Consider the following 24,483-nt stretch of genomic DNA (forward strand, 5'->3'; position numbering starts at 1 on the left):
AGTGTGACAGCAAAAGCAAAACTTCCGCTAACTGAAACGGTTTTCTATATTTTGCTTGCTTTTAAAAAACCGACGTACGGATATATTGCTATTCAGTTAATTGAGGAATTAAGTAACGGCAGTGTTAAAATTGCTGCAGGAACAATGTATGGTGCACTTGATACGTTAGTTAAACAAGAACTGATAGAGCAAGTGCCTTCTGACTTGGAAAGACGTAAAATGTATGTGATTACACATGTGGGTGAGTCATTACTGAAAAAAGAAGCTGAACGGATGGCAGCATGTGTGTCATTATTTAAAAAATTGGAGGAGAGATAAGATGAAACGAAAAATTCGTTATTTTGCATCAATTGATCGTGAAGAGAGATGGCTAAACAAACAATTAACTAAAGGATTATTATTAGTTGGACCTGTCGGCGATGGAATCTATAAATTTAAGGAGACATCTCTATCAACTGATAAAGTAATTCGTATCGATTGCCGATCATTTAAAAATAAAGAGGCACGACAAGACTATTTACAATTTATGGATGATTCTGGTTGGGAATATATACGAGGATATGAAAAAGAAGGTCGTCAATATTTTATTAGTCAAAAACAACAGCATGATGAATTGTTTTCTGATATTGAATCGAAACTGGAGCGTCAAATTCGTGTTAGAAATACTATCGGGACAACTAATGTCAGCTTGTTGTTAGTATACTTCATCCTATTTAAAGACTCGTTTGTTCAATTCATTAAAAATCCATCATCGATTTTTCTAACTCAAGATTTATGGGCTATGCCACATAATTTAATGATTAAAGCAATACTTTTTGAGTTGCCTTTCGCTTTATTACGTTTAGCAGCGTACTTAGTTTTTCCAACAGTGTTAATTATTTTATTAACCAATTTTATCGTGGCGCAGCGTTCAATCAATCAATTAAAACAAAAAATATAGTAAAGGTTCAACTACGTTAATTGGATTGAACTTTTAACAGAATAGTTTAAATTTATACAAGGATATAAAATAGTTAGTGGCAGTATTTTGATAAAATTTAACGATTAAAAAATAACTACAAAGGGACCAAAATTGATTGATAGGATATGGTATTTATATAGTAAAATAAGGACTAATGAATAAAAGATAATTTCAATCAAGATTTTAATAAGTACTTGTACGATACTGATTTGTATGTATTTAAGTACTAATTACCAAAGATTTATGAATAGAAAACTGATAGTATTGGTTAATAGATAACTTGTTTAATTAAATATATTCTCTTGAATATTTAAGTTAATCCAAAGTAAAAGAAAGCGGTGAACAATCAAAGTAGTGTATGCTTTGGTAAAGTTAAGGTTGACAATTAACTAATTTTGATAATAAGGAGCCTCATTGTTAACTGATTATCAATTTATATATGGTGGGTGTAAAAAAATAAGCTCATGATGAAAATTAAATAAATATCGAATTATTGTTTCAGTTTTTTTATGCCTGCCTCTTTCTAAATAAAATTGTATCATAACAAAAATAGTATTTATGAAATAGTTATAAGTTTTATGAACTTGATTGACGTTGTTCAAATTTAATGAGATAATAACGCATACATTAAAATAATACCGCCATCACAAAGGGGAGCTTTTGCTGAGAATGAGAATACTCTAAACCCTAGAACCTGATATTGTTAAAACAGTCGTAGGAATTGTGTGGATAGAATACAAATCTTCTCTTTGAATGATTGGCTGGTCTTGCTGATAATAAGGGAGGAATTTTTTTTGTCGAATCGTTCAAGAATTATGTTAGAAGGTGCTATTGCAGCAGCCTTAGCGATGGTGCTGTCTTTTATACCTGTAAAATTTGGACCAGGTTTTTCAATTTCGCTTGGAATGATACCACTAACTATTTATGCTCTAAGACGCGGGACAGTGCCTGCGTTGTATTCTGGTCTAGTTTGGGGATTATTGCATTTTCTATTAGGGAAGGTCTATATATTAACCTTGTCACAAGGATTAATCGAATATATTTTTGCTTATTTGGCAACTGGATTGGCCGGGGTATATAGTAGAAGATTTCAAGAAGCTTTATCTCTCAAATCAAATAAGGCAAAGACATATGCTTTATTGGGGACGACAGTTGGTTTAATCGCTAGGTACGTATTCCATTTTATTGCTGGATTTATATTTTGGGGAAAATATGCTATATGGGGATTGTCACCAGTAGTTTATTCGTTGGTTATTAACGGAACAAGTGCTGTGTTAACTGGTATAGTGACTTATATTGTGATTGTACTGTTATTAAAGAAAAACTCGCAACTATTTATACCAAAATCATATTGATAAATGATAAAAGGAAGTGTCTTTTAAAAAAGATATCTTTCTTTTTTGTTTTCTTATTTAGATAATATAAAGCTATAATAGTTTATATAAAAAATAATTCGTTATTTAATCTTTTTTGCGTTAATAATAGTTGAATTATAGATATTATAAGTCTATAATAGCTTTTTGAAGTAGATAATAAGGAGTGGGAATTTCATGAAATTAACGAATGCGACAGAGCAGGCGTTAGCGATAATGGCAATGTTGGCGACACAAACAAAGGACATTCCAGCATCTTCACGAGCAATTTATGAAAAGTTAACGGTATCTCCCTCTTATGTAAAAAAACTTTTACGAAAATTAGTTGTATCAAAAATTATTTCAGGTGTGTCAGGTGCAAATGGCGGCTTTTACATTGAACGTAATTTGGAAGAGATATCGTTATTAGAAATAGTTGAATCAATTGAAGGGCCCTTCCGTTCATTTCCACATGTCGGTGTATTGGAACAGGCATTTTCTGATTTTACAGATATAGCAGAAAGTAGCGAAAATGTTATTGAAAGTTTTTTTTCCCAAGCAGATAAAGCCTGGGATGCTGCGCTGCAGGATATCACAGTAAAGGATATTTTAGATCGAGTATTTATTGATTATCAAACACAACCGACGCGCGATTGGAATATTGAGTAGTAGTGTAGGGGAGAGGAAGAGAAAGATGAAACAAAGAATAGGAAATGTTTTAGAACTATATAGAGCAGATTGGAAACGGATATTTCATAATAAATTGACATTGATTTTAATGCTGGCATTAATGATTATTCCGTCATTGTACGCATGGTTTAATATTGGTGCATTGTGGGATCCCTATTCAAATACATCTGATATAAAAATAGCTGTTTATTCAGATGATAAGACAGTTGATGTAATGAAACATGAAGTTAACATTGGGGATGATATGTTAAAAAATTTAAAGAAGAACCATACCTTGGGGTGGCAATTCGTTGATAGTAAAAAAGCACTGGATCAAGGTGTTAAAAGTGGTAAATACTATGCAGGAATTTACATTCCTGAAGATTTTTCAAAAAATTTAACGAGTTTTATTCAAGGAGATATCAAGAAACCAGAATTGGTTTACAGCGTTAACCAGAAAATCAATGCGATTGCTCCCAAGATATCTGATAAAGGGGCAAGTACTTTACAAGATACTATCTCATCTGAATTTATCGGTACAGTCAGTGAAACGTTATTTGCTGAGTTGAATAAGATTGGTTTTGACTTAGATTCAAATTTACCTTCAATCAAAAAAATAACAAGTAAGATTTTGACATTAGATGATAACATTGATGTCATTGATGGTTACACGAAAGAACTGGTTCAATTTAATAATAAAATGCCTGAATTTAAGCAAAAGTTAGACATGGCCAATGAGTTTGTTGGATATATTCCTGAATTAAATCAAATGACACAAAAAGTTGTAGCCCTAAATGGAAAAATGCCGCAAATTGAAGAAACTGGTGGCTTGGTTTATAAAGTTCAAGACCGTATTCCCCAAATTCAAAATGCAGGACGTCAGGTTGCAATGATTGATGGTGATTTTGACAAAATTACTGGTACAATGGATCAAGCCATCGATGAGGCTAACAAAGGTCTAGGTATTATTCAAGATACGCAAAAGATATTACCTGAAGTTAGTCAAATCGCTGTTACTGCTAATAAATTAGTACCTCAGGTTAGTGAAGATTTAAATAAGGTTCAAGAGAGTTTACCAAATATCGCATCTGGAATTGACTCAGGTTTACAAATTGTTTTAATCATTTCTGGTGAAACGGCTCAGATTACGGCAGACATTTCTGATTTGATTGCTAATGAAAAATTAACACCAGATGAATTAAATGCTATTCATACCCATCTAGTTAAATTATCAGATCGTTTGACTGCGCAAAGCAATATGATAGGGCATGAGATTGTTTTATTAAAAGATTTGCAAGCATTATTAGGAACTAATGCATTAGATGGTATTATTAATAAGTTGACTGATCTACAGTTAGCCATAAATCATACACAACAACGAGTAGATTATGTTTTGACAAATTGGGATGACATTACATCTTCTCCAGACCGTATTAAAGAGGAATTATCTGCTATCAGTGCAGAAGCAGCTAATATAAATAATATTATTTCTGGAATCGACATTAGTGCGGTTCAATCATCAGTTGATGACTTGATTTCTCAAGTCCAAGATTTATTAATCAGTGCTGGAAATGCAACACAATCAATTATTGATGATAATTTGATTGATCGCTTAGATGACTTGATGACCAATACACAAGGAGTAATTAAAGAGGCTGTCGGATTTTTAGAAAAATATCGTCAAGAAATGCCCGCAGTTCAGCAGGAAATTCATTCAGCCAATCTGTTGCTAAATGGAAATATGAACTTAATTGTTGGTGGTATCAATGATGGAGCGAACTTCTTTACAAATGATTTTCCTTTATTAAAACAAAAAATGAATTTGGCTACGTTTTTTATCAATGAGCAATTACCAGGTATTGAAACAGATATTCGTAGGACAATGGGAGAGGTTAACGAGAAAGCACCCAAACTCGAATCAGCTCTAGGCATGGCTGTTGATATGGTAAATAATGACTGGCCAAATTTGAAACAGGGAATTCAAAAAGCCAGTGCAAAAATACGTGAAGGTCAAAAAGATATTGATTTAACTGAAGTTATTAAGTACTTGAAAGCCGATGCAAATAAAGAAAGTAATTTCTTATCGTCACCTGTTAAATTAAAGACTACTGAAGTTTATCCAATTCCTAATTATGGTTCTGCTAGCACACCATTCTATACAGCGTTGTGTATTTGGGTAGGAGCTATATTATTTTCAAGTATTGCAACGACAAAAGTCTATTTAGATGAAAAGCAACAGGGTCGTTTTACTAAACGTCAACAATTTTTAGCTCGCTTTATGACTTTTCTAACAGTTGGTTTCTGGCAAACGTTTATTGTTGTGTTGGGAAATCAATTCATGATAGGAGCTTATACAAAAGAGCCGTTTTGGAATTTTATATTTGCTTTCATTATCGGCATTTGTTTTATGACCATGGTTTACGTTCTCGTGTCGTTATTCGATAATTTAGGGAAAGGGATTGCAATCATCATCTTGGTACTTTCCATTTCCGCAGGTGCTGGGAACTTCCCAATTGAGATGTCGGGACCATTTTTCAGAGCGATTAACCCATATATTCCATTTACTTATGCTGTTCGGCTTTTACGTGAATCAGTTGGTGGCATTTATTGGCCAAATGCGGTTGGTTCCATTACTGTTTTAGTCAGTGTGACAGTAGTATTCTTTATTGTTGGTTATGTTATCTATCCGAAAGCTGATCGTTTATTCAGTAAATTAAATGAGAATCTTAAAGAAGGTCGGATTTTACATTAATTATATGAGAGCCGTGTACGTAACGTACATGGCTTTTCTATTTTTTCGATAAATTAAATAAGATGATATAATATTTATATAACTAACAAATTGAACGGGCTGTCGTTCCACAAAAAAATTATTAATCAATCAGAAAGTGTTGTTAATTAGATGTTGGAAGGGTTGTGATTTGCTTAGGAAAATATTGTTGAGAGAGTTCCAAAAATGTTGGAAGGTATTAAAGAAACCAATACTGGCTCAGGGATCTTTATGATTATTAAAGTTATTCTGGTGATATAATGAACTTTGAAAGTGCAAAGAATTGGGACATTGCTGTTGAGGACAGTACGTAGATGAACCTGTCTCTGACAATAATTAAATTAGCAGATGATACGTCGTGTGTAGAGGCACTAAATTATCTTGTAGAGACTATTTCATGGTAGAGATTTAATAGCAGGTGTTGTAACATGGGGGTATTATTATAAAATGGAGGTAATTGTATGGAAGAAAAACAGGCATTTCATGTCAATGGTTATTTGGCGACAGTTGTTTTATTGATTACATTAATCTTAGGAGGTATATTATTCGCACTTAATGTGGAAAGTTCCCCTATTCTTAGTGTCATCGGCTTTGTTTTAATGGTGTGTTCGATACTTTTTTTAAGTTCAATTACAATTGTTCTGCCTAATGAAGCGAAAGCTATTCTCTTCTTTGGAAAGTATCTAGGAACAATTAAATCAAATGGACTATTTATAACAATTCCGCTAGTAAGAAAAATACCTGTGTCATTAAAAGTTAGAAATTTTAATAGTGCTGTTTTGAAGGTTAATGACTCTGATGGCAATCCCGTTGAAATTTCAGCTGTCATTGTATTTAAAGTCGTTGATACTGCAAAAGCTCTGTTTGGTGTTGATAACTATCGTGATTTTGTTGAGATTCAAAGTGAAACAGCAATCAGACATATTGCCTCAAAATATCCATATGATACCTTTGAAGATAATGATGTTACGTTAAGAGGTAATACAACTGAGGTATCTGAAGAGTTGGCTAAAGAGCTGGAAGATCGCTTATCAGTTGCCGGTGTTGAAGTTATTGAAACACGTTTGAATCACTTGGCTTATGCAACAGAAATCGCAAGTGCCATGCTGCAAAGACAACAGGCTAAAGCAATTCTGTCTGCTCGTCAAACGATTGTTCAAGGAGCTGTGTCGATGACGCAAATGGCTCTAGAACAAATTGAAGAAGGTCAAGAGATGAAATTTACCGATGAACGAAAATTGCAATTAATTAATAATCTGCTTGTTTCGATTATTACTGATAAAGGAACGCAACCGGTAATCAATACAGGAGATGTACGAGAATAATAGGAGTAATTCAGCATTAGAAATGGAAATTCTAATGCTTTTTTTAGTTAAGTGTTATTTATGTTTTGTATAAGGGGAAATGATTGACGTTTTTTAGTTAAAAGAATATCATGCGAATATAGTCATGAATTGATATATTTTTAGAAAAAGACTAATTTATTACATGAAAGGGAGATACATTAATGAAATCAGCCTATCAAGTATTGAATAATCCTTTTTTAAATAAAGGGACAGCTTTTACTAAAGAAGAAAGAAAACGGTTTGGATTAACTGGTCTTATTCCGCCCAAAGTACAAACAATAGAGGAACAAGCCAATCAGGTATATGATCAATACAGCAGTAAGTCATCTGATTTGGAAAAACGTTTATTCTTAATGGAAATTTTTAATACTAATCGGACATTGTTCTACTATTTATTTAGCCAACATATGGTAGAGTTTATGCCGATTGTTTATGATCCAACGATTGCTGATACAATTGAGAACTATAGTGAGTTATTCATTCAGCCACAAAACGCTATTTACTTATCAATAGATGAACCAGAATTAATGGAAGAAACACTAAAAAATGGTGCAGATGGTCGTGATATTCAGCTGATTGTTGTAACAGATGCAGAAGGTATTTTAGGGATAGGTGACTGGGGAGTAAATGGTGTTGATATCTCTGTCGGAAAATTAATGGTTTATACTGCTGCTGCAGGAATTGACCCTAGTACAGTAATGCCGGTAGTGCTAGATGTCGGTACTAATCGGGAAGAGCTACTGAAAGATCCGCTTTATTTAGGTAACCGTCATGAAAGAATTCGTGGAGATAAGTATTATGAGTTTGTTGATCAGTTTGTTAAAACAACAGAAAAATTATTTCCTAAATTATATTTACATTGGGAAGATTTTGGCAGATTAAATGCTGCAAATATTTTAAACAAATACAAAGAGAATATCACAACTTTTAATGATGACATCCAAGGGACTGGAATTGTTACCCTAGCTGGTATTCTAGGGGCCTTAAATATATCAGGTGAAAAAATAACAGATCAAGTATACCTTTCGTTTGGTGCAGGGACGGCTGGAGCTGGTATTATCAGCCGAATATACGAAGAAATGCTGCAACAAGGTCTATCAGAAGATGAAGCGCGTAAACACTTTTATTTAGTTGATAAACAAGGATTGTTATTCGATGATATGGATGATTTAACACCTGAACAAAAGCCTTTTACTAGAAAACGCTCAGAATTTAAAAATGCAAATCAGCTAACGACACTTAAGGCGGTTGTCCAAGAAATTCATCCAACAATTTTAGTAGGTACATCCACTATGGCAGGTGCTTTTACAGAGGATATTGTTAAAGAGATGGCAGCTCATACAGAAAGACCCATTATTTTTCCATTGAGCAATCCGACAAAATTGGCCGAAGCAACGGCACAAGATTTAATTACATGGACTGATGGGAAAGCACTTGTGGCTACAGGTATTCCTGCAGCACCAGTAGAGTATAAAGGTGTTACCTATGAAATAGGTCAGGCTAATAATGCTTTAGTCTATCCAGGGTTAGGTCTAGGAACTATTGCGTCTACAGCCAAAGTTTTAAATGATACGATGATTTCTGAGGCAGCCCATTCATTAGGCGGTATCGTGGATACAAGCAAGGACGGGGCAGCTGTTTTACCGCCAGTTTCTAAATTAACTGAATTCTCAGAAACTGTAGCAGTTGCAGTTGGAGAGAGTGCTGTCAATCAAGGCATAACAAAAGAATCTATTTCTGATATTAAGGCCGCTATTGAAAAAATTAAATGGCAACCAAAATACCAATCTTTAAATAACTAGGAGGGGTTTAAGTGGCTTTTTTAACATCAATCGGCAGTATTCTATCAATTATCTTAATGATTGCCTTAGGCTTTATTTTAAGACAGCGCGGATGGTTCTCTGATAGTTTTGCTGGAAATGTTTCAAAATTAATTATGAACGTGGCGCTTCCGGCTTCAATATTTGTGTCTGTTCTAAAGTATTTAACTAGAGAGACTTTATTTTCATTATCAAATGGATTGCTGTATTCATTTTTAGCTGTCTTTTTGGGTTACGTAGTTGCGTATATTTTAGTCGCGGTATTAAAAGTACCTGTAGGCAGAAAAGGTGTGTTTATTAATACAGTTGTTAATGCTAATACCATCTTTATTGGATTGCCTTTAAATATCGCATTATTTGGTGAAAAGAGTTTACCCTATTTCTTAGTCTATTATGTGACTAACACTGTTTCAACTTGGGCATTTGGCGCCTTAATTATCGCTAATGATGATCCGACAAAAAAGAACGGCAGTGGATCGAAGAAATCTTTTAATTGGAGAAAGTTATTACCGGCTCCTTTAATCGGCTTTTTAGTTGCTTTAGTTTTCTTACTGCTAACCATTCCAGTGCCTGCATTCATTAATTCGACATTAACTTATGTGGGAAATATTGTTACACCATTATCACTAATATATATTGGGATTGTTTTGTGTGATGCCGGGCTTAAGAGTATTCACTTTGATAGGGATACAATAGTTGCTTTGCTTGGTCGCTTCGTTTTAGCACCAGCCGTTATGATTGCGCTCATTACTTTTTGCGGTGATATCTTTGGTAATTTACCAACGCTAGAATCACAAACACTGATTATTCAATCAGCGGCACCAGCATTAGCCGTTTTACCAATTCTAGCGAATGAAGCACATGGTGACGTTGAGTATGCTACAAATATTGTAACGACAAGTACAATTTTGTTTGTTATTGTTATTCCTATTATTAATTCTCTATTAGGTATTTTATTTTAAGCAGAATGATGAAGAAGCATTGAATGGAAGTCATTCAATGCTTCTTATGTTAATTCAATGCTTTTGTCATCACTAACTCAGGACCGTAATTAGAAGTAATTTTTTTTAAGATTTGATAATTTTGAGATTTCCAAAATGCTACCGCAGGGAGATTACTTTCAAGTACTCCTAAAGTAATTTTTTGGCTTCCAGTCTCTTTCGCCATTTGTTCCAAAGCATCATAGAGCGGTTGAGCTAAACCAACGCCGCGATAGTCATGTCGTAAGACAAATAAACCGATAATTGATTGATTTTCTTCTGGATAGTCAATCACCCAGTCAATCATCCCGATCATAGTATCCTGATCAAATACTCCGTAAACATTTTTTTTGTGTATTGATGTATTTGGTGGTAGCTCATTAAAAAATGTGATTACTTGTTCATTAGTCGGTTCTTTTTTTTGATAATCTGTAAAATAGTCAGTTGTTTCAAGTAAAAATTGTTTAACTGTCGCAAAATTATTTTTTTCATTTAATAAGCGGATTTGGATGGTTGGAAACGTTGGATGAGAGAATTCTTTCATCAATTAATCACTCCTAATTGTCATTATAAGATAGTTTCATTGTACAATATAATATATTAAAAGGTAACTATTTATTAGAAAAAAGCATGGGACGTTCTCGTCTCATGCTTTAAAAATATGGCTAGTCATCTTTTTTTATTTTTACAGAAGAATCAATCGTTGGTTTTTGTTTTTCAGATTTTTTCTCTTTTTGGATTTCTTTCTCTTTGCGAATTTTCATTCGATTTTTTTTTGCTTTCTTTTTCGATGTATTAGGTGTTGTTGGGACAGGGTTTGATGGTGGTTCGTCAGATTCCTGATTATCTCTCACACGTAATTGTACGCGGTAGGGCTCCTTATATGTGACACCATCTACTCTGTAAGGGCCACCTAATACGAAAACGCCAAGAGGAATAAGTTCATCAGCATCATCAATTAATTTAATTTTAGCTATTTTGATTAAATCGTGATAGGTTGAACCAATCCATAACTCGCTGTGACGTATTTTATAATAAGGAATAAGCGTGTATTTATCAATTAGGTAGGTATTTTCATTTAATTCGTGTGATTTAATCTCTTTTGAGTCAATTAACTTATTGACGACATCATTAATGATTAAATCAGCATCTTCGACTAAGTTTAAAGGTAACTTCTTTCCGTGAATAACTGGTTTCCCCATTGGAGTTGTCGCAGCAGTCCCATTAAATGTGGCATCTTCCGGTACGATATCTTCAATGAAATTTGTCACATCCCACTTAACTTTTCGGTCATGAAAATAATAGATGAAATTAATGATAGTAAAATATATTAAAATAATAAAAATTATTAAGTATACTACTGCTTGCCAATAATTTTCATTCCTAAAATAGCCATTTACAATTCGAAGAATATATAAAGTCGGAACTAATCCGGCAACGGTAAAGATTTTATTTTGTAAACGTGGGTTAATATTCAAGTAGTTCAAAAATTTGCTGATATTCGTAAAGATTAAGGTAATTAGAGCTTCCATTAGTTATCACCAGCTTTTTGATTATTGTTAACACGATTAAAATTTTCTTGGTTATCATTTATTTGGGCATCATTATTATTGTCTTCATTTCCGTTATGATCATTGGGCGTAACATTTGTATCGTTTTTATCGCTGCTATTTTTTTGATTATTATTTGAATCATTTATATAATTTCTATTATTATCGTTGTTTGATTGATCAGTATTTTGGGATGTTTCTCGTGTTGAATTGTTGTCTTTATCTGCGCCGCGACTTTCAGAATCACGAGATGCAGGCTGCCTACTTTCATTAGTTTCAATATTTTCAGTTCCATGTGTTGTCCCACCAGTAGTTTGATCGGTATTTTTTTTCAGATTAGTGGTATCGGTTGTTTTAACAGTTTGCTCAACTTTTTCCGGTTTTGGTGATTTATAGCTTTTACTATCAAATACTGCTGTTGTTGTTGAAATCCCAACGGAAATTGTTAGTATGGCAATCGGTTTTAAAAAGGGTGCCACAACTCGTTTTTGCGCCATCTGCTCATCTCCTTAATAAATTAGATAGAACGTCTAAACTCTATTCTAACACGAAACATTTTTTAAATCGTGAATTTTTTATGGATAAATTGTAAAGAGAATTTAAAGTTAGATAAATAATTGTAACAATAAATTTATGATAAACTGAGTAAAAATAAAAATGAAGGGGATTTTTAGATGTTAGAAAAACAACTTGTTAAAACAAATCAGGATATCGTACAGCTTTTTACAATATTAGAACCAATTTGGCGTGAGGTGTTTACACCGATTATTGGTATTGATCAAGTAACATACATGATGACTAATTATCAGTCAATTGATAATATTAAACAGGAAATTGCTAGTGGCGCTCAATATTTTTTAATCCGTTATAAGGGAGAAAATGTCGGCTACACAGCATATGAGGAAACGGATACTCAGATTTATATTAGCAAACTCTATTTAAATAATTCAGTACGCGGAAAGGGTTTATCATCTCAATTATTTGACTGGTATGACGAATTAGGTAAGGGTAAGGTGTTGCATTTAAATGTTAATCAGGGAAATGAGCAAGCCATCAAAATTTATGAGCATAAAGGATTTAAAAGAGTGGATGAACGCTACGTTGACATAGGTGAAGGATATATCATGAATGATTATGTCTATGAGAAAAATTAAACTAATTGTGTAATGGTACATAGTTGCTATAAATTTGAATATTTGGATATTTTTTGGTTTAAATAGATACTAATTGAGTTAGTTGAAATAAAAAAGTGGCTATCGTTTGAAGCGTTAACTGGATGAACGATACGCTACCCTAATAAAGTAATATTTGAAAATAATATTGCAAATTATATAGAGTTAGGTCAATTTAATTGGTAAGAGATTCAGTATACGATAGGTCATGATAGCGATTGGAAGTATGCTAAAGAAATATTAGTAATGATTACCAATCATTACTATGCAACACAATTATCAGATTTAAAAGAGGACAAAAAAATACAAGAATTACTTGATGCTTTTCAGCAAGACCCGAAACCTATACTTAATTTGACTGTTATTGAAGAAAATATTTTATTAAGTGTTAGTTATCTAGTTCGCTATACCGAGGCAGCAAAGGTAAAGACAGAACTGAGTTAACAGGTGTTAAGTGCGTTTGAGAAAGAAAATAATATTGAATTTGTTGTAATTGAAATAAAAAATATACACTAAATAATAAAGTGTTGTAAAAAACTAAATAAATATGATATATTTAATGGAAATGTAAGGAGGGGCTCGTATGAAAAAAATAGAAGAAACAGGTAAGGTATCGTTTGGTAAAGCAATAAAAGATTTTTGGTCTGGCTATCTAGATTTCAGAGGAACAACCACTCGTAGTGGCTATTGGTGGGCACAACTCTTCTTAGGTATTATTTATATTTGTTTGTTTTTCTTAATGATGTTATCAGGAGTATTACTAGCTTTTAATTCGGCTGTAGGAATATTTTTTGTTACGATGCTGATGTTTTTATTTTCTATCGCAATTATTATTCCAAGCCTAACGTTATCAGTGAGACGTATGAGAGATAGCGGCATTCGAAGTAAAAGTATTTTTACGCTGTACCTGGTTTATGGGGCATTGACTTATACAGTGGTTACCAATGTGTATGCGACAATGCTGAGTGGAATAGTTGCAAATATTGGTTATACTGGTCATGGAGGCCCTGATTTATCGGCACTCCCATCAATGTTTGGCGGGTTATATCTACCAGTTTCATTAACATTTATTACGATGCTAGTATCATTTTTCATAAGCCTTACTGCGTTTATGCCAACAGGATTTTTTGCAACAAGTAGCGACAATAAAATATTACGAGCTATTTTTAAGCAAAAAGAAGTAAAGAATGTTAGTGATGATAAACAATTTGCTAAAGAAGGCCCTCAAGCAGCTGAACTTGATAAAATAAATGAAGAGGCAACAATTAATCAAGCTGATCATGAAAAGAAAAACTTAGATTAAAAATATTTCCGCTTTGCATACTATCATGCAAGGCGTTTTTTTTATTTTGTTAAAAATAATTTGAAAAAGAGAACGTATGTTTGTATAATTGGTTTGAGGTGGTTAATAATGGAACAATATTTCGATTATAATTTGGAACCAATACATGAAACACTGTGTGTTGATATGAAGAGTTTTTACGCGAGTATTGAATGTGTGGCTAGAGGATTAAATCCCTTAAAAGCATTATTAGTGGTGATGAGTCATCCAGAAAGCGGAGGTGGTTTGGCTCTGGCGGCTTCACCAATGGCAAAAAAAGAATTAGGGATAACCAATATTACACGTAGGTATGAAATTCCTGAAGATCCTCGCTTACTTATTGTTCCACCACGTATGAACATGTACATCAAAACAAATATAAAAATTAATAATATTTTTCGTCGCTATGTCGCAGATGAAGATATTTTAATTTATTCGATTGACGAATCTTTTATACGGGTAACAGCCTCAAAAAAATTATTTGGAATGTCAGCGTATGAATTTGCTTGTCAATTTCATAAGGATATTTTTAAAGAAACAGGACTATACTGTACGATTGGTATTGGTGATAATATGCTTCTTAGTAAATTAGCTCTTGATAATGAAGCAAAATGTACGCCAGAGAAAATTGCAAGTTGGCACTATCAAAATGTTCCTGAAAAGGTTTGGAAGATTACACCCATGACGGATTTTTGGGGCATTAATAAACGAACAGAAAAGCGTTTAAATAGAATGGGAATAGCAACAATTAAGGAACTGGCAGCATATGACTTTTTTCGTATGAAGGAATCTTTAGGTGTCATAGGACAACAGTTAATTGCACATGCTTGGGGGATTGATCGAACAGATATTTCAGATACGTATACACCGCGTTCTAAGAGTATTGGTAATAGTCAAGTTTTGTTGAAAGATTATACTAAACGTGCTGAAATTAGAATAATTATTCGAGAAATGGCTGAACAAGTTGCGACAAGACTACGTAAACAGGGAATGAAAACAGCTTGTGTCCATTTAACTATAGGATACTCAAAAAATGAGAGTGAGAAGGGATTTAGTCGACAGATGACTATTCCAGCGACAAATCAATCTAGACAGCTAGCTGATTATTGCTTGATACTTTTTAAGCGCTATGATGCAGGCTATGCCATTAGAAATATAAGTATTAGTTTTTCAAAGTTAGAAAATGGGACTCTTTTACAGCTCAACTTATTTGAATCTCCAAATGAGAGTATCTCCAATCAAGAGTTAGATAATACAATTGATGTTATTCGTCAACGTTATGGTTTTCAATCAATTGTTCGTGCTAGTAGTTATTTAGAGGGTGCAACAGCTATCAAGCGATCGACTTTAATTGGTGGGCATGCGGGAGGAATGGATGGATTATGATTAAGTTAAATAATTACTATTATGATCGAGGTATACAAAAATATAATGGATTCTATTTGTTTGAACATATGAGAGAAGTAGATGTGGATCAAAAAATTCGTGATAATCTTATTACAGCAGAAACGGAAATGACAGAATCAGATATATTTGAAATCATCGATTATTCGTTGTACAAAGATTTAGAGATAATAATTCAATTGAATTTACGAGATATGGAGGGTGGTTATATGCCAGATATTAGGGGAAAGCTCATGGGTTATGATGAAGATTATTTGTATATAGAGGACATGACCATACAGTTGAATCAGATTAGACATATTAGCCTTGAAGAAGCTAAAGCGTGGTATAATAAGTAAAATTAATAGTGATACTCTACTGGAAGGAAGAACATTATCATGGATTAATACCACTAAAGTCTAAGGTGTTTTTAATTCGCTATACACTTGAGTTTATTAGGCTCTACATCAAATGATGTGAATGAGTAAAAATAAGCTGAATTTAAGCAATGAAATCCGACTGGCTTTTGTTGCTTATTTGTTTGTCTTTAAAACTTAGTAATATTCTATATTTATAGTTTAGGAAGCTTCTATATCCGTAAGCTATTCTTTTAATTAGTTTAATTTTATTAATAGATCCCTCTAATGGTCCGTTAGAGAATGGAAATCAATTCTTAGTAAATGTTTTCTCAGCGTTTTAACTGAAGTTTTCATTGAATCAGAAATCAACTCATTTCTCAATAGAAGTAGGTCAGAGAAAGCCTCAGAATCATTTGTTTTACTGCAATAGAGTAAATCTTGATGAAGCTTAAGTCTAAGTTAATTCTTGATTCAGGCTAAGTAAATAATCCATTATATCTGTTTCCGGCAAAATATCAATGATTTTGTGTGAGACAGAATCTAAATAGATAAAACTATATTTACCCTGTTTATTTTTAACAGATGTAAATTCATCAAAACATAAGCTTTGAGGTGAGTCGGTGAAGCTATTTGATAGCTTTTTGCCTAATGAATTGAGAACTCTATTAATTGTAATCGGCGATACAAAGTGTCTTTTAGATAAATCTTTCAGCGATATAGCGTCAGACAATTCCATGCCGATAGATTGTTTCACTCTATTAGCAATAAAACAATGTTTATCAATTTCTAAAGACTCCGCTAGAAAAGACGAATGACATAGACGACAAAGAAATCGTTGTTTGTTTAATAAAAGATAGGTTGGGTAATGAGCAACACTTAACCACTTTATTCGAGAAGTAATAAAACCATTTTTGACAATGGAATATTTTTTGTTTTTAATGCCACAGCAGGGACAAGCCAAAGGCTTATAAGTAAGTCTTCCTTTATAAATTTTAGATTTAACTCCTTTAGTAATCTCTTCTTCACAAAAAATAGAATCAAAGTAAATATTTTCACCTTTCAAATCAAGCGAAACTCGGATACAATGGTTGTGAGACATATGAATCTTCCCTTCTAAAGTTTGGTTTGGTCACTTAATTTTACCTGGAAAATTCATATGTTTCTTTTTTTTGTAAAAAAATAGATGTAGATGAATTTCTTCATCCACATCAAAAATTATATTGCCAGAATAAAAAAAGCCCTTCAATATGATTGAAGAGCTTGAAAAGTATTATTGTATTAATAGAAATTACTTGATAGTAATTAATGTGTAATTCTTTTTACCTTTTCTAACAATAATAAATTTACCATCGAATGAATTATCTGGGCTGACAACAAATTCAAGATCTTTAATTTGTTCACCGTTGATTGAAATTGCACCATTTGTTACATCTTCACGCGCTTGACGTTTAGAAGGTTCAATTTCAGCTTGAACTAACCAATCAACAATATTTATAGCATCTTTTGGCATTGTTTTAGAAGGCATATTTTTAAAGCCAGATTCGATTTGATCAGAAGTTAATTGACTAACATCACCTGAGAATAATGCTTCTGTGATAGTTAAAGCATCGTTTAAAGCATCTTTACCGTGAACGAAAAGTGTCATTTCTTCAGCTAATGCTTTTTGGGCTTCACGTTTATGAGGATCAGTTTTCACTTTGTGTGCTAATTCTTCAATTTCATCCTGTGTTAAGAAAGTAAAGAATTTTAAGTATTTAACGACATCACGATCATCTTGGTTTAACCAAAATTGGTAAAATTCGTAAGGAGATGTTTTATTAGCATCTAACCAAATTGCTCCACCGGCTGTTTTACCAAATTTAGTACCATCTGCTTTTAACATTAATGGAATTGTTAAGCCGAATGCTTTTGCTTCAGCTCCTTCTTTTTTACGGATTAAGTCTAATCCAGCAGTGATATTACCCCATTGATCTGCGCCACCTAATTGAAGACGTACATCATGTGCTTTGAATAGATGTAAGTAGTCCATAGATTGAAGAATTTGGTAAGCAAATTCAGTAAAGGAGATACCAGAATCCAATCGACTAGAGACAATGTCTTTTGCTAACATAGTATTAATATTAAAGTTTTTACCGTAATCTCTCAAGAAATCTAATAAGGTTAAATCATGTGTCCAATCGTAATTATTAACCATTGTTAATTCATGTTCGTTATCTTTAGAGAAAAATAACTGTTTCATTTGTTTCGTTAATGAATCAACATTATGTTGAACTTGTTCCATTGTTTGTAATTGTCTTTCACTTGTTCGACCGCTAGGATCACCAATTGTACCAGTTGCACCACCAATTAAAATATAAGGATGGTGACCAAAGTTTTGGAAACGTTTCAACATCATGAATGGAATCAAATGTCCGATGTGCATGCTATCTCCTGTTGGATCCACTCCGCAGTAAAGTGAAATTTTATGGCTTTCTACATATTCTCTCAAGCCCTCAGCATCTGTTTGTTGATTGATTGCTCCGCGCCATTCTAATTCATCAATAATGTTCTTACTCATACTACTTCATCCCTTCATAAGTTAATAATAAAAATAAAAAAGCCCCTATAGATATTAATCTATAGGGACGAAATCACTATTCCGTGGTACCACCCAAATTGTGTTAAGTTACTTAACACCACTCGTAACCATGTTACGTTAGGTTAGACGCTTGACTTAGTCTTTGAATGTAATTCATTTATCCAGCGTGCTGATTTTCATCACCCATCAGCTTTCTTTTGCTACAAACAAGATAAACTACTTTGTTCAAAATCAAGATATTTATTTGATAAATTCATCATAGTTTAAAAAAAAAAGAAAGTCAATCAATAAAAAATAAAAAAACAGATTTTTTATTTTTTATTAGGTCGTTAAATATAAAGAATGGCATATTTAACATTAGAATATAATTACAATGCAACATGAAACTAACATTTATTTTTAATGACATTCTGATTAAATAATATAAAAAATTAAAAAAGTTAGAATTAGCAAAGTTTGAGCAAATTCAATGTATGAACAGGTTTACGCTTTAGTGCGTTAAAGCGAAGATAGGGCTAACCATTATTCTCATTTTTCTTTAATTTATCTATAATAAGTTTAATGAATTAAACATTGTGATTTTGTATACTTTTGTTGTTAAAAGAACATGCGTCGTCATAAAATATAGGCCTATATCATTGTACGCAGTGCTTAAAAATTTAATAAAGGAGCTTAAAACAGTTATGAGTAAAGGGAAAAAATTATCCTTAGCTGGACTAATTGGTATTACAATGGCTTTTTTCGGAACCGTTCGTAGCGTGCCGACTTTGGCATCTACTGGTTGGACCCAAATTTTTTATATGTTGATTGCTGCTTGTGCTTTTGCTTTACCAATTGCATTAATTTCTGCAGAGTTATCAACTACTTGGCCTGAAGAAGGTGGACCTCAAGTTTGGGTTAAAAATGCTCTAGGTGAAAAATGGGGCTTTGTAACATCATGGTTATTATGGGTTCAAATGTTTTTTGGTATGGTAATGGTGGCATCAACAGTAGGTGTATTACTAGGTTATGTCATTAATAAGCCGGACTTAGGTAATAACAATATTTTTGTTATGATTATGATTTTAATTTCTTATTGGGTTATTACTTTACTTAACTTAAAATTTGATATGGTTAAGATTGCCGGTGACTGGGGCTCTATTATTGGTGTTTATATTCCATTCTTGGCTTTAGTTATTTTAGGTATTGCTTATTTTATTAAAAACGGCATTACAACAACTGGTTATTTAGCTAATTTTGAAGTGAGTAAATTGCTCCCAGATTTAAGTAATCTAGGAAGCTTACCAACATTAACAGGTATTATCTTCATTTTTGCTGGTGTTGAAATTTCATCTGTTCATGCAAACAATATTGATAATCCAAAGAAAAACTATCCAATCGCTGTTATTGTATCAGTATTAGTATTAGTTTTCTTTAATTTAGTGGCAGGTTTAAGTGTGGCCAATGCAGTACCAAATGGTCAAATGAATCTTGCAAATATTACACAACCATTTGTTATTATGACAGAAGATTTAGGTATTCCTGCCATATTTAATAACATTATCTCATTAATGATTTTAATTGGTGTGTTAGTACAATTAAGTGCTTGGGTCTTAGGACCAAGTAAATCAATGATTAAAGTAGCAGATGAAGGAAACTTACCCAAATTTTTCCAAAAACGTAATAAACAAGGTATTCCAATCAACATCGTTTTAGTTCAAGCGACTGTTATCTCATTTGTTTCTTTATTATATGGATTAATTCCAGATGTTAGTTCTGCTTTTTTAGTTATTACAATTACAACAACTATTCTTTATTGTATTGTTTATTTTTTAATTGCTATTTCAGCTATCAAATTACGGTACAGTATGCCAGAAGCCGTTAGACCATTTAGATTAGGTAGTAAAGGAAATGGCTTAATGTGGGGCGTTGCAGGCTTAGCTATTTTAAGTGTTGTCTTAACAATCGCAGTTAGTTTAATTCCACCAGCTTCTATTGGAGAAAATGGACATGTTGCTTATGTTATTTATCAAATTGCTGCCACTGTAATAATGGTGGGCATTGCATTACTGATTTATAAAAACAAAAAAACATCATGGAAAAACACAGGCACAGACAATAAATAAAAATGTTTAATAGAAGGAGAGAGTATTATGTCTAACAAAAATATTATTGATCCAACTGATACAAATTTAAAAGCATTATTCTTAGGTGACAAGGGTGAAAACGTTGATATCTACAAAGATATTTTAAACCGTTTGATTGATGAACATGTTGGCTGGAGACAAAATTATATGCCACAAGATTTACCAGTTATTACACCACAAGATCGTCGTAGCGAATCATTCCAAGCAACCGTCGATAACATGAATTCCGTTTTTAACGTGTTAAGCTCAAAAATGCGTACTGATTCAATGCCATGGCATTCAGCAGGTCGTTTCTGGGGACATATGAATTCAGAAACATTATTACCAGCTATCATTGCTTATAACTTTGCTATGTTATGGAATGGAAATAATGTTGCTTATGAATCATCACCAGCAACATCAAAAATGGAAGAAGAAGTAGGTCACGATTTTGCCACATTAATGAGTTATGAAAATGGCTGGGGTCACATCGCATGTGATGGTTCAATCGCTAACTTAGAAGGTATCTGGTATGCTCGTAACTTTAAATCTGCTCCATTAGCAATTAAAAAAGTTGTTCCTGAAGCATTAGCTGACAAAACTGAATGGGAATTATTAAATATGTCAGTTGAAGATACATTAGATTTACTTGATAAGTATCAAGATAAGTATGATGAGATTAAAGAAAAAACAGCTCGTAGTGGTGAAAATATTAAAAAATTAGGAAAATGGATTGTTCCACAAACAAAACATTATTCTTGGTTAAAATCAGCTGATATTATTGGAGTTGGACTAGATCAAGTTATCGCTTGTGATGTTACAAATGAATACCGTATGGACGTTGAAAAATTAGAAGAAGTAATTCGTGATTTAGCTGCACAAGGAATCCCAACATTAGGTGTGGTTGCTGTTGTTGGTTCAACAGAAGAAGGACAAATTGACCGTGTTGATGAAATTGTTGCTTTACGTGAAAAATTAGCTAAAGAAGGTATTTACTTCTATATCCATGTGGATGCTGCTTACGGTGGTTATGCTCGTTCTATTTTCTTAGATGAAAATGACAAATTTATTGATTATGCTAATATTGAAGAGGTTTATGCTAAAAACAATATTTTCTATGACAAAAATACTTGGTTAACAGAAGAAGTTTATAACTCTTTCAGAGCAATTTCTGATTGCGAATCTGTAACAATTGATCCACACAAAATGGGATACATTCCTTATTCAGCTGGTGGTGTTGTAATTAAAGATGTTCGTATGCGTGATATGATTTCTTACTTTGCAACATATGTATTTAAAAAAGGTGCAGATATTCCAGCTTTACTTGGTGCTTATATCCTTGAAGGTTCAAAAGCCGGAGCAACAGCTGCAGCAGTTTGGACAGCACATCGTGTCTTACCATTAAATGTTACAGGTTTTGGTAAATTAATTGGTGCAAGTATCGAAGGAGCATTCCATTTCTATGAACTTATCAATGGATTGGAATTTAAAGTTGGCGATAAAACAGTTGTAATGCATGCTTTAACTCATCCTGACTTTAATATGGTTGATTATGTTTTCAATGAAAAAGGTAATACTGATCTTAAAGTGATGAATGATTTGAATGATGAATTTTATAGTTACGCTTCTTATGAAAAAGGCGGTACTTACGAAAATGAATTTATTACATCACATACAGATTTCGCAGTACCTGAATACGGCAATAGCCCACTTGATTTCGTTAAAGGATTAGGATTTAGCGATGCTGAATGGGAAAAAGAACAAAAAGTAACAATCTTAAGAGCTTCAGCTATGTCACCGTACATGAATGATAAAAAAGTATTTGATATTTATGCTGAAAAAATAAAACAAGCTATTCAAGATAAATTAGATGCTATCTATGATGTTAAATAGTTAATTAAATTTACTTGATTTGAAAGTCGGTGTGAGTCAGTTGCATCGACTTTTTCTAGATAGGAGTGATGAAAATAAATAAAACCGTATCATTTAAAGAATCAGTGGGAATCCTATTGGTAATTTTAGTGACAATAGGAACCAGTATTATCGGCTTTAAATTACCAGCGCATGTTGGTATCTTATTCTCAATCATATTGATGGTAGGTTTTATGAAGTATAAACATGCCAGTTGGGATGATCTTCATGAGGGGATTGTTGAAGGAGTAAAACCGGGAATCATTCCAATCATTTTATTTATTTTGATTGGTTCTTTAATTGGTCTATGGATAGCTGTGGGGACTATCCCAACCATTATGGTCTATGGTTTCTCATTTCTAACGCCTAAATTTTTTTTAAGTGCTGTTTTTCTTATTTGTGCATTAATTGGTGCATCAGTAGGTAGCTCTTTTACAACAATTTCAACTGTGGGGATTGCTTTTGTTGGGATGGGGAAAATAATGGGATTTGAGTTGTCTCAAATCGCAGGTGCTATTGTGTCAGGTGCCTTCCTGGGTAATGTTGTCTCGCCATTATCTGATACAGCTAATTTAGCAGCTGCTACTGCAGATGTAGATTTATTTGACCACTTAAAAAATGTATTTAAGACTGCGATTCCAACAATGATTATTTCATTTGTTTTTTACTTATTGATTGGGCATCAGTCACTAAAAAGCCACAATACGAAAGACATTCAAATATTAATTGGGACATTACGGTCTCATTTTACGATTAGCTTTATTGTTTTGATACCTGTGATTATTCTTTTATTATGTGCTTGGCGAAAAATACCAGCGATTCCATCGTTGTTACTAAATATATTTTTATCAATTATTTTAATTAAAATATATCAACCTTCAATACCATTGCTTAAGATAGGTAATTGGATTCAAGATGGATACATTGCTAATACTCATAATGAGATTGTCGATGCTTTGTTATCACGAGGGGGAATACAAAGTATGATGTGGTCAGTCTCATTAATTATATTAGCATTATCGTTAGGTGGTTTATTGCTAAAAATGTCGATTATTGATATAATACTGGAGAATATTGGGGGCGGCTTAAATAGCACATGGAAAGTCATCTTGGTTACCGCATTAACTTGTTTGGGAGTTAACTTGCTAATTGGGGAGCAGTATTTGTCGATTATTTTACCAGGAGAAGCTTATAAAAAGACATTTAATAAACTGAGAATACCTTCAGTTTATTTATCACGAACATTATGTGATGCTGGGAGCACAATAAACCCATTGATTCCTTGGGGAGTAAGTGCAGTATTTATAACAAGCACACTAGGTGTTCCAACAATGTCTTATCTACCATATGCTATCTTTTGTTATGTATTACCTCTAGTAACGATTCTATTTGGTTTTTTTATAAAAGTAGAAAACTAATTAAGTCTAATCAATCGGGGGAGGGGCAAAATTAATGAGGATCAATCAATTACCAGATCGAGATATCCATCGTTTTTTTCAGTGTGTCTTACAGTTAGATAATATGGATGAATGCTATGCGTTTTTTGACGATTTGATGACGCTTAAAGAAATGAAAGTTTTTATAACAAGATTCACTGTTGCGGAGATGTTGTTGGAAGGAAAGACGTATCAAGAAATTCGAGAAGTAACGCAGGCAAGTACAGCGATTATTTCAAGGGTAAAACGGTCCATTGAGGAAGGTAACGATTCTTATAAAATTTTGTTAGATCGAGTGAAAAAGTATAATGAAGAATAATTGTATTAGCCAATATAAATAAAATACGATATATGTTTTTACGGGAAAGCATAGTAAAGAAGAGGTAAGGCATTATCTAATTAATGTCTTGCCTCTTCTTTATTTTTTTATACCTAGTTATTTTATTAGATATAAATGGTATTTAATATTGAAGTGTGTCAATAGTTATGTTTATATCGGAGGACTATTCTAGAATTTCTTAAGTTTTACCATTAAATTATTTATTAACTACTAATTAAAAAATAATCAATACAAGTAAGTGCGTTGATATATTGGGAAGATAATCAAAGTGGTGTTAGTATCAAATCTTAGACAACTTTTCGCAGAGACAAGAATATATTAAACTTATCTACGAGAGGATGATTTTTTATGACCCGATACGAAGAAGATTTTAAACAAATGATTGTAGAACTTAATCAAACTGGACGTTCAGTTCGTTTTTTAGCGAAAG

At 32.8% G+C, this 24,483-nt stretch carries 22 protein-coding genes, 1 pseudogene and 1 riboswitch; of the genes and pseudogenes, 17 read left to right on the forward strand and 6 right to left on the reverse strand.

The genetic code is table 11. The features are described 5' to 3' along the window. The first annotated feature begins 3 nt into the window (after positions 1–3). From CBF37_RS08870 to CBF37_RS08905, 8 genes are all read left to right on the forward strand, one after another. Positions 4–318, forward strand: coding sequence for a PadR family transcriptional regulator (locus CBF37_RS08870; protein WP_240626694.1), 315 nt, complete (start codon positions 4–6; stop codon positions 316–318). 1 nt (position 319) lies between these two features. Continuing rightward, positions 320–940 (forward strand): DUF2812 domain-containing protein, encoded by a 621-nt coding sequence (locus tag CBF37_RS08875; RefSeq protein ID WP_125984395.1) that lies wholly within the window; start codon positions 320–322, stop codon positions 938–940. A 661-nt stretch (positions 941–1,601) separates the two neighbouring features. Next, a riboswitch (TPP riboswitch) is annotated at positions 1,602–1,699 on the forward strand. Between the two features lie 56 nt (positions 1,700–1,755). Further along, entirely contained in the window at positions 1,756–2,316 is a 561-nt protein-coding gene (gene thiT / locus CBF37_RS08880; RefSeq protein WP_125984396.1) for an energy-coupled thiamine transporter ThiT, read from the forward strand. Between the two features lie 195 nt (positions 2,317–2,511). Beyond that, positions 2,512–2,982, forward strand: coding sequence for an RrF2 family transcriptional regulator (locus tag CBF37_RS08885; RefSeq protein WP_125984397.1), 471 nt, complete (start codon positions 2,512–2,514; stop codon positions 2,980–2,982). 25 nt (positions 2,983–3,007) lie between these two features. Then, entirely contained in the window at positions 3,008–5,734 is a 2,727-nt protein-coding gene (locus tag CBF37_RS08890) for a YhgE/Pip domain-containing protein (protein ID WP_125984398.1), read from the forward strand. 479 nt (positions 5,735–6,213) lie between these two features. Continuing rightward, positions 6,214–7,077: an SPFH domain-containing protein gene (locus CBF37_RS08895; protein WP_125984399.1), complete on the forward strand. Its 864-nt coding sequence runs from the start codon at positions 6,214–6,216 to the stop codon at positions 7,075–7,077. 182 nt (positions 7,078–7,259) lie between these two features. Further along, entirely contained in the window at positions 7,260–8,900 is a 1,641-nt protein-coding gene (locus CBF37_RS08900; protein WP_125984400.1) for a malolactic enzyme, read from the forward strand. Positions 8,901–8,911: 11 nt separating this feature from the next. After that, a complete protein-coding gene (locus CBF37_RS08905; RefSeq protein ID WP_125984401.1) occupies positions 8,912–9,880 on the forward strand; it encodes an AEC family transporter in 969 nt (322 codons plus the stop codon). Positions 9,881–9,929: 49 nt separating this feature from the next. On the opposite strand, the gene CBF37_RS08910 is transcribed toward CBF37_RS08905, so the two are convergent. The 3 genes from CBF37_RS08910 to CBF37_RS08920 all read right to left on the reverse strand — a co-directional run bounded on the left by CBF37_RS08910 (position 9,930) and on the right by CBF37_RS08920 (position 11,945). Further along, positions 9,930–10,442 carry a GNAT family N-acetyltransferase gene (locus CBF37_RS08910; protein ID WP_125984402.1) on the reverse strand — a complete coding sequence of 171 codons (513 nt, stop codon included), beginning with the start codon at positions 10,440–10,442 and terminating at the stop codon, positions 9,930–9,932. A gap of 121 nt (positions 10,443–10,563) precedes the next feature. Continuing rightward, positions 10,564–11,430 carry a DUF6681 family protein gene (locus CBF37_RS08915; RefSeq protein WP_125984403.1) on the reverse strand — a complete coding sequence of 289 codons (867 nt, stop codon included), beginning with the start codon at positions 11,428–11,430 and terminating at the stop codon, positions 10,564–10,566. Then, positions 11,430–11,945 (reverse strand): hypothetical protein, encoded by a 516-nt coding sequence (locus tag CBF37_RS08920; RefSeq protein ID WP_125984404.1) that lies wholly within the window; start codon positions 11,943–11,945, stop codon positions 11,430–11,432. Before CBF37_RS08920 ends, CBF37_RS08915 begins: the two co-directional genes overlap by 1 nt. Positions 11,946–12,122: 177 nt before the next feature. Between CBF37_RS08920 and CBF37_RS08925 the strand changes: the two genes are divergently transcribed. From CBF37_RS08925 to CBF37_RS08945, 5 genes are all read left to right on the forward strand, one after another. Continuing rightward, the gene (locus CBF37_RS08925; RefSeq protein WP_125984405.1) at positions 12,123–12,602 is read left to right on the forward strand and encodes a GNAT family N-acetyltransferase; all 480 of its coding nucleotides are present in this window, start codon (positions 12,123–12,125) and stop codon (positions 12,600–12,602) included. Between the two features lie 264 nt (positions 12,603–12,866). Beyond that, positions 12,867–13,064 carry a hypothetical protein gene (locus CBF37_RS08930; RefSeq protein WP_125984406.1) on the forward strand — a complete coding sequence of 66 codons (198 nt, stop codon included), beginning with the start codon at positions 12,867–12,869 and terminating at the stop codon, positions 13,062–13,064. Positions 13,065–13,203: 139 nt separating this feature from the next. Further along, complete coding sequence (locus CBF37_RS08935) at positions 13,204–13,923, forward strand: DUF805 domain-containing protein (RefSeq protein ID WP_125984407.1); 720 nt, start codon at positions 13,204–13,206, stop codon at positions 13,921–13,923. Between the two features lie 108 nt (positions 13,924–14,031). Further along, entirely contained in the window at positions 14,032–15,327 is a 1,296-nt protein-coding gene (locus CBF37_RS08940; protein WP_125984408.1) for a Y-family DNA polymerase, read from the forward strand. Beyond that, positions 15,324–15,683, forward strand: a complete 360-nt coding sequence (locus tag CBF37_RS08945) for a hypothetical protein (RefSeq protein ID WP_125984409.1) — start codon at positions 15,324–15,326, stop codon at positions 15,681–15,683. The genes CBF37_RS08940 and CBF37_RS08945 overlap by 4 nt, the downstream gene beginning before the upstream one ends. A gap of 142 nt (positions 15,684–15,825) precedes the next feature. Here CBF37_RS08945 and CBF37_RS08950 read toward each other — a convergent pair. The 3 genes and pseudogenes from CBF37_RS08950 to tyrS all read right to left on the reverse strand — a co-directional run. Beyond that, positions 15,826–15,972: pseudogene (locus CBF37_RS08950) on the reverse strand (transposase); the annotation flags it as partial. Between the two features lie 165 nt (positions 15,973–16,137). Beyond that, on the reverse strand, positions 16,138–16,746 hold the full coding sequence (locus CBF37_RS08955) for a transposase family protein (RefSeq protein WP_165866680.1): 609 nt from the start codon (positions 16,744–16,746) through the stop codon (positions 16,138–16,140). A 225-nt stretch (positions 16,747–16,971) separates the two neighbouring features. Beyond that, the gene (tyrS, locus tag CBF37_RS08960; RefSeq protein WP_125984411.1) at positions 16,972–18,240 is read right to left on the reverse strand and encodes a tyrosine--tRNA ligase; all 1,269 of its coding nucleotides are present in this window, start codon (positions 18,238–18,240) and stop codon (positions 16,972–16,974) included. Positions 18,241–18,944: 704 nt separating this feature from the next. On the opposite strand from tyrS, the gene tyrP reads away from it, so the two are divergent. The 4 genes from tyrP to CBF37_RS08980 all read left to right on the forward strand — a co-directional run bounded on the left by tyrP (position 18,945) and on the right by CBF37_RS08980 (position 24,032). Then, positions 18,945–20,366, forward strand: coding sequence for a tyrosine-tyramine antiporter (tyrP, locus tag CBF37_RS08965; RefSeq protein ID WP_125984412.1), 1,422 nt, complete (start codon positions 18,945–18,947; stop codon positions 20,364–20,366). A 27-nt stretch (positions 20,367–20,393) separates the two neighbouring features. Beyond that, positions 20,394–22,259, forward strand: a complete 1,866-nt coding sequence (gene tdc, locus CBF37_RS08970; RefSeq protein ID WP_125984413.1) for a tyrosine decarboxylase — start codon at positions 20,394–20,396, stop codon at positions 22,257–22,259. Between the two features lie 68 nt (positions 22,260–22,327). Further along, the gene (gene nhaC / locus CBF37_RS08975) at positions 22,328–23,695 is read left to right on the forward strand and encodes a Na+/H+ antiporter NhaC (protein WP_206168059.1); all 1,368 of its coding nucleotides are present in this window, start codon (positions 22,328–22,330) and stop codon (positions 23,693–23,695) included. 34 nt (positions 23,696–23,729) lie between these two features. Continuing rightward, positions 23,730–24,032 carry a YerC/YecD family TrpR-related protein gene (locus tag CBF37_RS08980; protein WP_125984414.1) on the forward strand — a complete coding sequence of 101 codons (303 nt, stop codon included), beginning with the start codon at positions 23,730–23,732 and terminating at the stop codon, positions 24,030–24,032. Positions 24,033–24,483 lie beyond the last annotated feature (451 nt).

The organism is Vagococcus vulneris (assembly GCF_003950515.1).
GTDB lineage: Bacteria > Bacillota > Bacilli > Lactobacillales > Vagococcaceae > Vagococcus > Vagococcus vulneris.